13 protein-coding genes are annotated in these 12,425 nt (G+C 72.8%); 2 read left to right on the top strand and 11 right to left on the bottom strand.

Annotated elements, in window-relative coordinates; genetic code table 11:
- Positions 1-25: 25 nt before the first annotated feature.
- From der to BLW04_RS09460, 6 genes are all read right to left on the bottom strand, one after another.
- A complete protein-coding gene (gene der, locus BLW04_RS09485) occupies positions 26-1,366 on the bottom strand; it encodes a ribosome biogenesis GTPase Der (RefSeq protein ID WP_091539228.1) in 1,341 nt (446 codons plus the stop codon).
- A complete protein-coding gene (gene cmk / locus BLW04_RS09480; RefSeq protein WP_254781220.1) occupies positions 1,363-2,067 on the bottom strand; it encodes a (d)CMP kinase in 705 nt (234 codons plus the stop codon). Before cmk ends, der begins: the two co-directional genes overlap by 4 nt.
- Positions 2,064-2,426 (bottom strand): chorismate mutase, encoded by a 363-nt coding sequence (gene aroH, locus BLW04_RS09475; protein WP_091539220.1) that lies wholly within the window; start codon positions 2,424-2,426, stop codon positions 2,064-2,066. The genes cmk and aroH overlap by 4 nt, the downstream gene beginning before the upstream one ends.
- A gap of 101 nt (positions 2,427-2,527) precedes the next feature.
- Positions 2,528-3,937, bottom strand: a complete 1,410-nt coding sequence (locus BLW04_RS09470; RefSeq protein WP_091539216.1) for a xylulokinase — start codon at positions 3,935-3,937, stop codon at positions 2,528-2,530.
- Between the two features lie 45 nt (positions 3,938-3,982).
- Positions 3,983-4,933: a xylose isomerase gene (gene xylA, locus BLW04_RS09465; RefSeq protein ID WP_254781219.1), complete on the bottom strand. Its 951-nt coding sequence runs from the start codon at positions 4,931-4,933 to the stop codon at positions 3,983-3,985.
- A gap of 232 nt (positions 4,934-5,165) precedes the next feature.
- A complete protein-coding gene (locus tag BLW04_RS09460; RefSeq protein WP_254781218.1) occupies positions 5,166-6,032 on the bottom strand; it encodes a pseudouridine synthase in 867 nt (288 codons plus the stop codon).
- A gap of 179 nt (positions 6,033-6,211) precedes the next feature.
- Here BLW04_RS09460 and BLW04_RS29575 point away from each other — a divergent pair, with 179 nt between their 5' ends.
- Both BLW04_RS29575 and BLW04_RS09455 read left to right on the top strand, forming a co-directional pair.
- Positions 6,212-6,541, top strand: coding sequence for a hypothetical protein (locus tag BLW04_RS29575; protein ID WP_371327783.1), 330 nt, complete (start codon positions 6,212-6,214; stop codon positions 6,539-6,541).
- The gene (locus BLW04_RS09455; protein ID WP_371327782.1) at positions 6,538-7,413 is read left to right on the top strand and encodes an HNH endonuclease signature motif containing protein; all 876 of its coding nucleotides are present in this window, start codon (positions 6,538-6,540) and stop codon (positions 7,411-7,413) included. The genes BLW04_RS29575 and BLW04_RS09455 overlap by 4 nt, the downstream gene beginning before the upstream one ends.
- A gap of 223 nt (positions 7,414-7,636) precedes the next feature.
- Here the strand turns inward: BLW04_RS09455 and BLW04_RS09450 are convergent, their stop codons facing one another.
- The 5 genes from BLW04_RS09450 to BLW04_RS09425 form a co-directional block, all read right to left on the bottom strand.
- A complete protein-coding gene (locus tag BLW04_RS09450) occupies positions 7,637-7,831 on the bottom strand; it encodes a hypothetical protein (protein WP_139306792.1) in 195 nt (64 codons plus the stop codon).
- A 1,181-nt stretch (positions 7,832-9,012) separates the two neighbouring features.
- Positions 9,013-9,894, bottom strand: coding sequence for an SMC-Scp complex subunit ScpB (scpB, locus tag BLW04_RS09440; protein WP_091539201.1), 882 nt, complete (start codon positions 9,892-9,894; stop codon positions 9,013-9,015).
- Complete coding sequence (locus BLW04_RS09435) at positions 9,891-10,790, bottom strand: segregation and condensation protein A (RefSeq protein ID WP_091539445.1); 900 nt, start codon at positions 10,788-10,790, stop codon at positions 9,891-9,893. Before BLW04_RS09435 ends, scpB begins: the two co-directional genes overlap by 4 nt.
- A 39-nt stretch (positions 10,791-10,829) precedes the next feature.
- Positions 10,830-11,306, bottom strand: coding sequence for a hypothetical protein (locus tag BLW04_RS09430; protein ID WP_091539197.1), 477 nt, complete (start codon positions 11,304-11,306; stop codon positions 10,830-10,832).
- On the bottom strand, positions 11,303-12,148 hold the full coding sequence (locus tag BLW04_RS09425) for a ParA family protein (protein WP_217630960.1): 846 nt from the start codon (positions 12,146-12,148) through the stop codon (positions 11,303-11,305). The genes BLW04_RS09430 and BLW04_RS09425 overlap by 4 nt, the downstream gene beginning before the upstream one ends.
- Between the last annotated feature and the right edge of the window lie 277 nt (positions 12,149-12,425).

The raw sequence follows: 12,425 nt of genomic DNA, 5'->3' as shown, positions 1-12,425 counted from the left end.
CGGCCTGCGGCGCCCCGGCGGGCGGTCATCCCTTCTTGTCGCTCCCCCGGCCCTCACGGACCTTGATCGACACGTCGATCGGGGTGCCCTCGAAGCCGAAGCGCTCGCGCAGCTTGCGCTCCAGGAACCGCCTGTACCCCGCCTCGAGGAAGCCGGTGGAGAAGACCACGAACCGCGGCGGTCGGATGTCCGCCTGAGTCACGTATTTGATCTTCGGCGCCCGGCCACCGCGCGCCGGCGGGGGGGTCTCCTGGACCAGCGCCCGGACGTAGGTGTTCAGCTCCGCTGTCGGCACCCGGGTCTCCCAGCCGGCCAGCGCAGCCTTCAGGTGGTCGGCCAGCTTGTTGACCCCGCGGCCGGTCACCGCCGAGATGTTCACCCGGCTGGCCCACTTCACCCGGGCCAGGTCGCGGTCGATCTCGTGCTCGAGCTGGGCGTGCCGGTCCTCATCGAGGGCATCCCACTTGTTGAACGCGATGACCAGCGCGCGGCCGGCCTCGATCACCTGGGTGATCACCCGCTGGTCCTGCTCGCTGATCACCTCGTCAGCGGCGAGCAGCACGACGGCGACCTCGGCGGCCTCGATGGCGGCCTCGGTGCGCAGGCTGGCGTAGTACTCGGTGCCGCTGGCGGTGTTAACCCTGCGGCGGAGCCCCGCGGTGTCGACGAAGCGCCACTCCTGCCCGCCAAGGGTGACCAGCGAATCGACCGGGTCCACGGTGGTGCCGGCCACCGAGTCGACGACCGAGCGCTCCTCCTTGGACAGCCGGTTGATCAGGCTGGACTTGCCCACGTTCGGCCGGCCCACCAGCGCGACCCGGCGCGGGCCGCCCACGGCCTCGGTCTCCCGCGGCGCCTCGGGCATCGCATCGAGGACGAGGTCGAGCAGGTCGCCGCTGCCGCGGCCGTGCAGTGCGCTGACCGTGTACGGCTCACCGAGTCCGAGCGACCACAGCTCGGCGGCATTGGCCTCGCCGCGCTCGTCGTCGACCTTGTTGGCCACCAGGATCACCGGGCGGTCGCTGCGGCGCAGCACCCGGGCGGCGGCCAGGTCGGTCTCGGTCGCACCGACCGAGGCGTCGACCACCAGCACGATGACGTCGGCGGTCTTCATGGCGTACTCGGCCTGCCGGGCGATCGAGGCGGCCATGCCGGTCGCCTTGGGCTCCCACCCGCCGGTGTCGACGACGGTGAAGCTCTTGCCGTTCCACAGCGCCTCGTAGGCGATCCGGTCCCGGGTGACGCCGGGGACGTCCTGCACCACCGCGGCACGGCGGCCGAGGAAGCGGTTGACCAGCGTGGACTTGCCGACGTTCGGTCGGCCCACGACGGCGACGACGGGGAGCGGCCCCTGCTGCTCGCTCACGCCTTCTCCCCCACAGCGGTCAGGGCCAGCTCGAGGACCCGGTCGACGACCGCCTCGCGGTCCAGACCGCTGCTGTCGACCACGACCGCGTCGGGGGCCGGACGCAGCGGGCTGTCGGCCCGGCTGCTGTCGTAGTCGTCGCGGCGGCGCAGATCGGCCGCGATCGCGGCGATCTCGGCCGGGTCGGTGACGCCGAGCTGGCCGGCCCGCCGTTCGGCCCGGATCTCCGGCGCCGCGGTCAGGTAGACCTTGAGGGTCGCCTCGGGCAGCACGACGGTGCCGATGTCACGGCCCTCGACGACGATCGCCTCGGCGTCGGCGACCAACGCGCGTTGGCGGTCCACCAGCAACCGGCGGACGGCCGGCACGGCGGAGACCGCGGACACCGACCGGGTGACCTCGACCCCGCGGATCCGGGTGGCGACGTCCACGCCGTCGACCTGCACCAGCTCGGTGCCGGCCTCGGTGCCGATGTCGATCCGGGCGGCGCTCACGCTGCGGGTGACGGACTCGGCGTCCGTGGGCTCGATGCCGGCATCCAGCACTGCGACGGTGGCGGCGCGGTACATGGCCCCGGTGTCGAGGTAGGAGGCGCCGAGCCGGACAGCGAGGGCCCGGGCGACGCTGGACTTGCCGGTGCCGGAGGGACCGTCGAGGGTCACCTGGCCCCGGAAACCGTGCCGGCTCACAGGGCCGCTCACTGCGCGATGTCCCGTCGCAGCGCCACGGCGCCGCGCAGATACACGTGCTGCACTTCGGCACGGGGCCGCGGGGTGTCCACGTGCGCCATCAGCCGCAGCACCCGCGGCAGGCCGTGCGGAACGGCGATCTCGGTGGCGCACATGAGAGGCACGTCGCCGAGCCCGAGTTCACGTGCCGCCAGCGCCGGGAACTCCGACACGAGGTCGGGAGTGGCGGTGAAGAGGATGCTGATCAGGTCCTCCGAGGACAGTTCGTTGCGCTCGAGGACGGCGGACACCAGTTCACGCGTCGCCGACAGCACCTCGTCGCGGTCGTCGGCGGCCACCTGTGTCGCACCCCGGATGGCTCGGACGGCCATGCACTCTCCTGACATCGATGCCGGTGCACGGATCGCCGTACACCTCGGTCGAGTCTACGGAGGCCGCGCCACCCGCCCCGACCACTGCGGCGCCAGGCCCGTCAGGCGCGGGGGGCGGTTAGGTTCCGCACGTCGGCGTACCGCTCCCGGACCTGGGGCAGGGGCGCGGCCTCGAACACCACGGTCTCCGTCGTCGGCCAGACCGGTGGGATGTCCCCGCCGGTCAACACCCACGCGGCCTGCCGGGCCGCGCCGTCGGCGACGTACTCCCCCGGCGGCGGCACGAGGACGGGGACGCCGAGCACTGCGGGCGCCAGTCGCCGGACGGCCTCAGAGCGCGCGCCGCCGCCGACCAGCAGCACCCGGCGGACCGGGGTGCCGCCCGCGGCAACCGCCTCGAGCCCGTCGGCCAGGCCGCACAGCAGCCCTTCGACCGCGGCGCGGGCCAGGAAGGCGGGCTCGGCCGTAGACAGCGTGAGCCCGTGCACGGCGCCGGTCGACCACGGCCGGTCCGGGGTGCGCTCCCCCTCCAGGTAGGGCACGAGCACGAGGCCGCCGGACCCGGCCGGCGCGGACAGCGCCAGCCGGGACAGCTCGTCGTGGTCCACCCCGAGCAACCGGGCGGTCGCGTCGAGCACCCGGGCGGCGTTGAGCGTGGCGGTCAGCGGGAGGAAGTGGCCGGTGGCGTCGGCGAAGCCGGCGACGATGCCCGACGGCTCGACGGTCGGCACCGTCGAGACCATGTACACCACCCCCGAGGTCCCGATCGAGACGATGACGTCGCCGGGCTCGGCAGCCAGTCCCAGAGCGGCCGCGGCGTTGTCGCCGGTGCCCGGGCCGAGCACCGCGCCGCCGAGTGCCTTCCCGGCGGGCTCCGCGGGCGCCAGGACGCGCGGCACGATCGCCGAGTGCCCGAGCGCCCGCTCCAGAAGGTCCAGCCGGTACTGCCCGGTCGCCGGGGACCAGTAGCCGGTGCCGCTGGCGTCACCGCGGTCGGTGACCAGCACTTCCAGACCGGGTGAACCGGCCAGCCGCCAGGTCAGCCAGTCGTGCGGCAGGCACACGGCCGCCGTCCGGACGGCGTTGGCCGGCTCGTGCTCGGCGAGCCAGCGCAGCTTGCTGACGGTGAACGAGGCCACCGGCACCAGTCCGACCGCGTCGGCCCAGGCCTGCCGGCCGGCCTCGCCCAGCCCGAGCTCGGCGATCAGGTCGGTGGCGGCGCCGGCCGAGCGGGTGTCGTTCCACAGCAGCGCCGGCCGGACGACGTCCCCGGCCTTGTCCAGGCAGACCATGCCGTGCTGCTGCCCGCCGACGGCGAGGGCGGCGACGCCGTCCAGGCCCCCGGCGTCGCTGACCGCCTGGCGCAGCGCCGCCTCCCAGGCGACCGGGTCGACCTCGGTGCCGTCGGGGTGCGGCGCCCGGCCCTCGCGCACCAGGCGGCCGCTTCCGGCGTCCCGCACCACGACCTTGCACGACTGGGTCGACGAGTCGACCCCGGCCACCAGAGTCATCGGGGCGTCCCTCAGGTCAGCGTGCGCCGAGTAGGTGCTCGACCATCAGCTGGTCCAGCCGCACGACCCCGCGCCCCGGATGCCGACGGTGTCGGCGTCGAAGTCCTCGAAGGCCGACCGGTCGGCGAGAAGCTCCGCGCAGCCGCCTTCGCCCAGGGTCGGGGTGCGCAGCTCGGTCACCCGGGCCGCCTCCATGGCCTCCTGCACCTCGGGGCCGGCGCGGAAGGCCGCGGCCCTCTCCTTGAGCAGCAGGTAGGTGCGCATGTTCGCCGCCGCCGAGATCCAGACGCCGTCCATGTCCTCGGTGCGCAGCGGCTTGTAGTCGAAGTGCCGCGGGCCGCCGTCCAGGCCGCCGTTCTTCAGCAGGTCCACGGTGCTGAAGGCCTGCAGCAGGTCGCCGTGGCCGAAGACGAGGTCCTGGCCGAACTTGGGCCCGTGCTGGCCGTTGAGCTCGATGTGGAAAAGCTTGCCCAGCCAGATCGCCTCGGCGATGCCGTGCGTAACGTCCAGGTTCGACATGTGGTCGTGGCCGGTCTCCGGGTTGATCCCGACCAGGTCGGCGTGCTGCAGCTTCCAGATGAAGGCGATCGCGTGCCCGATGGTGGGCAGGAAGATGTCGCCGCGGGGCTCGTTGGGCTTGGGCTCCAGGGCGAAGCGCAGGCCGTAGCCCCGGTCCTCCGAGTACTGCGCCAGGGTGTCGATGGCCTCGGCGTAGCGGTCCAGCGCGGCGACCAGGGCCTTGGCCATGTCGACCTCAGCGCCCTCGCGCCCACCCCACAGCACGTAGGTCCTCGCGCCTCGCCCGGCGGCCAGGTCCATGTTCCGCATGACCTTGCGCAGCGCGAAGCGGCGGACCTCGCGGTCGTTGGCGGTGAGCGCCCCCTCCTTGCACACCGGCTGGGTGAACAGGTTGGTGGTGGCCATCGGGACGACGGGGCCGGTCTCTTCCAGCGCGGCGCGGAAGCGGGTGATGTGGTTCTCCCGCGGCCTCGTCACTGCCGAAGGGGATGAGGTCGTCGTCGGGGAACGTGACGCCGTAGGCGCCCATCTCGGCCAGGCGGTGCACCGACTCGACCGGGTCGACCGGCGCCCGGGTGGCGTCGCCGAACGGTCGCGGGCCGGCCAGCCGACCGTCCACAGACCGAAGGAGAACTTGTCGTCGAGGGTCGGCTGGGGGGTCACGGCGACGTCCTCTCGGGCGTTTCAGGAGCGGAGCAGGTGAACGCCGTCAGAGACCGACGAGCTCGTGCAGCGACCCGACCTCCTGGACGGTCAGCCGACGGATGGACCCGGTGCGCATCCGGGCCAGCTCGATCGGGCCGACGGCGGTGCGGGTGAGCCGGGAGACCGGTAGCCCGACCTCGGCCAGCAGCCGGCGGACGATGCGCTTGCGACCCTCGTGGAGCACGATCTCGACCACGGACTGCCCGGCGTGGGTGTCCATCACCTGGAAGCCGTCGACGGCGATCGGGCCGTCCTCCAGCTCGATCCCGGCGCGCAGCCGCTTGCTCAGGTCCCGCGGCACCGAGCCGCTCACCTGCGCGAGGTAGGTCTTGCGGACCAGGTAGGACGGGTGCGCCAGCCGGTGGGCGAGCTCGCCGTCGGTGGTCAGCAGCAGCAGGCCCTCGGTGTCCTGGTCCAGCCGGCCGATGTGCACCAGGCCAGGGGCCAGGTCGCCGACCATGTCGCCGACGGTGGGCCGGTTGCGGTCGTCGCTCATCGCGGTGAGGACGCCGGAGGGCTTGTTCATCGCGTAGGTGACCCGGTCGTTGCGGACGTCGATGCGCTGCCCGTCCACGGTGATCTGGTCGGTTTCCGGGTGGACGCGCATGCCCTGCTCGCGGACCAGCTTGCCGTTCACGCTGATCCGGCCCTCGGCGATCATGTCCTCGCAGACCCGCCGCGACCCGATCCCGGCCCGGGCCAGCACCTTCTGCAGGCGCTCCCCCTGCCGGTCGCCGGTCGGCTCGTCGGGCTCGCGGTCACCGGGGTGTACCGGTGCCAGCTCCATGTCCTCGTACCAGATGCCGTGCTCGTCGCCCTGTAGGCCGTGCTCGTCGCCCGGGGGCTCGCCTTCGGGGCGCTCGGTGTTCATCCCTGCCAGTCTCCCACCACCGATGGCCCAGGCGTGACCGACGAGGTGCGCGGGCCGTTCTCACCCTGTCGCCAACACCTCGCACAGCCATGACATGCGCCCTGAGCTGGGCTTTTGCCTTGCCCATGCTCGCGCGCGGCGGTAGTATTCGAACAGACGTTCGAGCAACGGGAGGTGTCGTGGGCGAGTTGTCGTCGACGCTGGACTCCCTGGCCGGCGATGACCTGCACGCGATGTTCGCCCCGCAGCTGCTGGCCCGGCTCGGTGAGCTGTTGCGCCAGCAGAACCGGTTGGCGGCAGAGATCACCCGCACGGTGCGGGAGTGTGAGCTGACCGGCGCCGCCGAGTGCGACGGGCTGGCGACCGTGCAGTCCTGGCTGCGCGGGCACGGGCAGCTGTCCGGTCCCCAGGCGAGCCGGCTGGTGAGCTCGGGCCGGGCACTGGAGCACCTGCCGGCACTGGCCGGGGCGTTCGCCGACGGGGCGGTCACCGCCGCGCAGGTCGAGTGATCTCCGAGGTGGCCGGGCCCGCCAACCTGACCCGCGCCGCCGGCCAGGCCGTCGACCTGACCCAGATCGACCAGGCGTTGACCGCGGTCGCCACCGGGTACGGGCACACCCAGACCAAGCAGGCGGTCGGTCTGTACCTGGCCGCACTGAACCCCGACGGACCCGAACCCGACCCCACCGAGGGCCGCCGGCTGACCATCGCCCGGCACGCCGACGGCAGCATCACCGGCCGGTTCGACCTCGACGCGGTCGGCGGAGAAAAGGTCCAGGCCGCACTCGAGTCGATCGTGCAGGCCGCCCGCCCGAAGGGCGACACCCGCACCCGCGCCCAGCAGCAGGCCGACGCCCTCGTCCAGCTGTGCGACAACGCCCTCGCCTCCGGGAACCTGCCGTTCCTGCGGACGGTGAAACCCCACATCGGGGTGGTCATCGCCCTCGAGGACCTGATCGACCCCTCCACCGGCCCAGGTGCGGCCACCACCGGGTTCGGAGCCACGCTGTCCGCCGCCCGAGCCCGATGGCTGGCCTGCGACGCACAGATCACCCGGATCGTGCTGGACCCCGACGGGCAGCCCCTGGACCTCGGCCGCACCAAACGGGTCGTCTCACCGGGCCTGCGCCGGGCGGTGGAGTTCCGCGACCGGCACTGCATCTTTGCCGGCTGCTCCGCCCCCAGCCACTGGTGCGACGTCCACCACGTCCTGGAATGGGTCCGCGACCAGGGCCCAACCAGCCTGCAGAACTCCGCGCTGCTCTGCGAACGCCACCACACCAAGGTCCACCACGGCTTCCGCGTCGAACGACCACCCGATGGCCGATGGCGCACCTACCGCCCCGACGGCACCGAGATCCGCATCGGCGTGAAGTCGTGATGGTGCCCGCCCTGTGCCGCCGCGCGTCGGTTCAGGGTCCGGGACTGCCCACATGCCTTCGGGGTGTGTCCGAGGGGTCCGGCCCCTCGGTCCGTCAGCGGCCCACGGGTACCGAGCGACGTTCGTCCAAGGCCCGCTTCACGGCTCTGATGGCACGTTGCTGAAGCCGGTGTCCTTGAAGGCGGCTTCAGAGACACCTGAAGGCCAGCTACAAATCTGCCAGTCAGTGCGTTCGACGGCGCCTATTCAGCCAATCGAGCAGTCCCCCAAAGCCGTGGTACCCGAACGCGAGCACAAGCAGCAGGACAGCGGTCATGACTCCAGCCACGAACCCGTCGAGTGCCGCGTTCCCTACGACCAGGGCCACGAGCACGCCGATGCCCCCGACGATTGCCATGAAGACCACGAACGCAGTCATGAGCAAGACCCGAAGCAAGACTTAGCTGGGTGCACTGGAGAAGCGCTGTGCGACTTGCCGATACAGCCGGCGAGGCCGGAGGTCGGAAGCGTCCATACGCCAGTGGAGCAGCGTGTGACCCCAGGCCGCGCGCCTTCGATGACCAGCTTCCGAGCCCATCGTGGACGGCTCGCCTCGCCGGGCCAGGTGCTTCACCCGGCGCGCCCCACGGACATGAGGTCCCTCACCCACCTGTGCATGCCAGTCATATCGGCCACCGATCGCAACCGCTGAAGTCGGCGACACCGGAGGCTTCTGACCCTGAGTGGGCCGCTCCAGGACACAGGCGGCGCTGATCAACGGCTGATGGTCTGCCTCAGGATCTGCGGATCAACGAGGATGGCCCCATGGTGGAGGAGCACTCGCCCTGGTTCGGCGACGAGCCGGGGCGGGACGAGGCGGAGGCAGCTTTTCTGTCGCGTCTGCGCCATGAGACCGCAGCCTGGAGCATGGCAGGGCTGACGCCAAGCGACACGTCCGCTGGGTGCTTCCTCAAGCCGGTGTACGCCGGCGTTCACTGTTCCCGGCCTTCCGATCGACTGCCGGACGCTCCAGGTTGCGTACTCGAGCCGAACCTGCGGCGCCGTCCTCCAAGGTGCCTGGAGCAGCGCGGCGTGGATCCTCGATGACCACGATGGGAACGACATCGAGGACGTGACGGTGACAGGCGTCCACGCTGATCCGGAACGCCACGCCGCTTGGGCCGCGGCGTGGATCCTGCGTCAACTGCGCCGGCCCGTCGTCCGGGAGGACTGGCTCCACGGCGAGGGGGCGGTGGCCAGCACCTGGCGACTCATCTACACCGGGCGAGTGCTCGGGAGGACGGGGAGGAGCGGACGGCGCCTCGTGCGGCGGACCCCGGACAAGGTGACCCCGGTCCGCTGATCGTGCCCATGTCGGCGTAGTCGTCAGCTGGCGTTCGCGCATCCTCGACGACGCTGGTTCTGCTTCCTCACACGCGATCGACTGTCAGCCGCTCTGCTCCCCGAGTAGCCCGCTCGGCGACACGGGCGAGTCGGCACCTGTCCCCCAGCGCCCCTCGGGGCCGTGGTCGACGGCCGCGGCGGCACCTGTGCGAGGACCGGCCTCAGGAAGGTGGGAGACCAGCGCGAGCAGGACACCCCTGCACCGTCGACGCCGCCTCAGGCGTCCGGGTGCTCGTCGAGCACGGTCGAGGTCTCAGGCAGCAGCGGGGCGAGCTCGGGAAGCTCGTCCAGGCCGGTGAGCCCCAGCCGCTCGAGGAACAACTCCGTCGTGGCGTACAGGCCACCGCCGGTGTCCGGGTCGGTGCCGCACTCTCTGATCAGCCCCCGGTTCACCAGCGTCCGGACGACGGCGTCCACCCCGACCCCACGGATCGCCGACACCCGTGCCCGGGTGACCGGCTGCCGGTAGGCGATGACAGCGAGGGTCTCCAGGGCCGCCTGGGTCAGCCGGCTGCGCTGCCCCTCCAGCAGGTGCCGCTCGACCACGTCGGCGTGCTCCTCGCGGGTGTAGACCCGCCACCCCTCCCCCACCCGGCGCAGCGTCACCCCGGCCCGGCGCTGGTCGTACTCGGCGGCGAGCGCGGCCAGCCCGGCGCGCACCTGGCCGACCGGGCACCGCAGGGCCGCGGCCAGAGTGACCTCGTCGACCGGGGCATCGACCACGAACAGCAACGCCTCCAGCCCGCCGCGCACCGCCACCGGGTCGACGGCCGCGTCCTCGGGAGCGGCGCCGGCCGGAACGGGGACGGGCTCTTCGACCACCGGCTCGGGCGGGTCGACAGCGACCAGCTCCATCGGCGCGGGCTGCGGCGCCCGGCCCAACGGGACCCGCACGTCGGCCGGGGCGGTGTCCGGGGCGGTGTCCGGAGCTGCGGCCGGAGCCCCCAGGCCGGCGGCCAGCCGGGCGGCGGCGGCGTCCCACGCCTCCACCGGCTGACCGGCCGCGGCCTCGTCTGCCTCACCGGTCAGCTCGGTGGCGAGCTCGGCGGCCAGCGCCTCCCAGGAGATCGGCGCCCGGCCGCCGTGGGGTCCGGTCATGGACTCGCCCGCTCCGGCTCGTCGGGCGGACCGGCCGGGTCGAACTCCGCGAGGTCGAACCCGCTCACGTCCCCGTCGTCCTTCCCGGGCAGCCGGCCGTCGACCAGCGGCGGACCGGTCCAGCGCACGTGCAGCTCCCCCAGCGGTGCCACCTGGTCGAAGGTGACCAGCTGCTGGCGGTAGAGCTCCAGCAGCGCCAGGAACCGGGCCACCACCTCGAGGGTGTGCGCGCAGTCGCCGGACAGCGCCCGGAAGGTCGTCGTCCCGGCGCCGGCCAGCCGGCCGCGGACCAGTAGCAGCTGCTCGATGACGCTGACCGCAGGTGCGTGCAGGTGTGCGACGCTGACCGTGGGCGGCAGCTTGGGCGTCAGCGCCTCCAGCGCCAGGGCGGCGAACTGCTGCGGGGTGACGCCGAGGAGTACCTCGGGCAGCAGGTCGGCGAAGCGGGGCTCCAGCGCGACGTTGCGCGGGAAGCGCCGGGCCGCGGTGGCCTCCCGCTCGCGGAGGACCGCCGCGGCCTGCTTGTAGGCCTTGTACTGCAGCAGCCGGGCGAACAGCAGGTCGCGGGCCTCGAGCGCCTCGAGGTCCTCCTCGTCCTCCACGTCGGCGGCCGGCAGCAGCCGGGCCGCCTTGAGGTCGAGCAGGGTGGCGGCGACGACGAGGAACTCACTGGCCTGGTCGAGGTCGAGCTCGTCGCCGAGGGCGCGCAGGTGGGCGATGAACTCGTCGGTGACCGCGGACAGCGCGATCTCGGTGACGTCGAGTTTGTGCTTGCTGATCAGCTGGAGGAGCAGGTCGAACGGGCCCTCGAAGTTGGTCAGCCGGACGGTGAACCGCCCCTGCCCCGGCGCCTCGGCGGCCGGGACGGGGGGCCCGTCGTCCCGGGTGACCGTCACGGCCGGCACGGTAGAGGCCACTACCGACACGATCGGCCGCTACCCGCGGCGCAGCCGCCGGACCAGGACCGAGTCCTCGCCGTGCTCGTCGAGGTCGGCGAGCAGGACGGCGATGGCCTCCCGCACGATGCGGCCGCGGTCGGCGACGACGCGGTGCTGACCGCGCAGCGTCAGGCGCGCGGACTCCAGGGCCAGCAGTTCCTCGGCCGAGCAGTAGACGGTGATCTTCTCGGCGTGCCGGGCGCGGCCGCTGTCGGACGGCCCGGGCGCGGGGCGGTGCGCAGGGGCGGGCAGCGCGGACCGGAGCGTCGACAGGTCGTCGAGCGCCCGAGCCGGCACGAGCGAGAGTGGCATGCCGGCGGCCGATTCCGCGGCGGTGGCAGCGCTGCGCAATGCCGGGGAGGCCTGGGCGGCGGCGAGGGTGGACAGCTCGGTGACCGGCGTGGACTGGGTCGCCGGCACGTCGGTGCGGCGGAACAGCTCGGCGGCGCCCGGCAGGACTGGGCGTCGTGTCACTGGGCCAGGACCTCCTTGGCGAGGTCGCGGTAGGCAGCGGCGCCACCGGACGTGGGCGCCCAGGTGGTGATCGGCTGACCGGCGACGGTGGTCTCGGGGAAGCGCACGGTGCGCTGGATGACGGTCTGGTAGACGGTGTCGCCGAAGGCCTCGACGACCCGGCTGAACACCTCGCGGCAGTGCACGGTCCGCGTGTCGTACATCGTGGCCAGGATGCCGTCGATGGCCAGGCTCGGGTTCAGCCGCTCCTTGACCTTGTCGATCGTGTCGACCAGCAGGGCCACCCCGCGCAGCGAGAAGTACTCGCACTCCAGCGGGATGATGACGCCCTGGGCGGCGGTCAGCGCGTTGACGGTGAGCAGCCCGAGCGAGGGCTGGCAGTCGATGAGCACGTAGTCGTAGTCGTTGCGCACGCTGGCGATCACCCGCATCAGGGTCTGCTCGCGGGCCACCTCGCTGACCAGCTGCACCTCGGCGGCGGACAGGTCGATGTTGCTGGGCACCAGGTCCAGGCCGGGCACCCGGGTGGGCAGCCGGACATCGGCGAGCGTGGTGTTCCGCTCCATCAGCGCGTTGTAGATCGTGCGGTCCAGCTGCTGGGCCGGGATGCCGAGGCCGACCGAGAGCGCTCCCTGCGGGTCCAGGTCGATCAGCAGCACCCGGCGGCCCTGCTCGACCAGCGCGGCACCCAGGTTGATGGTCGACGTCGTCTTGCCGACGCCGCCCTTCTGGTTGCACATGGCGATGATCCGGGCCGGCCCGTGCCGGTCCAGGGGCTTGGGGTCGGGCAGCTTCCGCTGCCGCGCCCGGGCGGGGTCGACCCGGCTTGTGGGGGCACCCATCTCGCCGCCGGCGAAGCCCCCCTGGGACGGGAGCGCGACGGCGGACGCCGCCGCCTCGGCTCGTGTCGACATCGTCTCCGGCCTTCCCTGGTGCGGTCCGTTCGGTGATCACGCTAGGGAGCGCGAACCGGCGGTCGAGGGAGGCTCGCCGCGCCGGACCGGCGCTCTCCTCCTCTTCTCGGCAGGCTCTCTGCCGACCGGGACCGGCTCGGCGCGCCGGGTTCCATGCCGGCGGCCGCCCGCTCCCTGGGAGGATCGGTGAGCGTTCCGGGCGAGG

The organism is Modestobacter sp. DSM 44400 (assembly GCF_900107175.1).
Taxonomy (GTDB): Bacteria; Actinomycetota; Actinomycetes; order Mycobacteriales; family Geodermatophilaceae; genus Modestobacter.
This window is presented reverse-complemented; position numbering and strand designations above follow the sequence as displayed.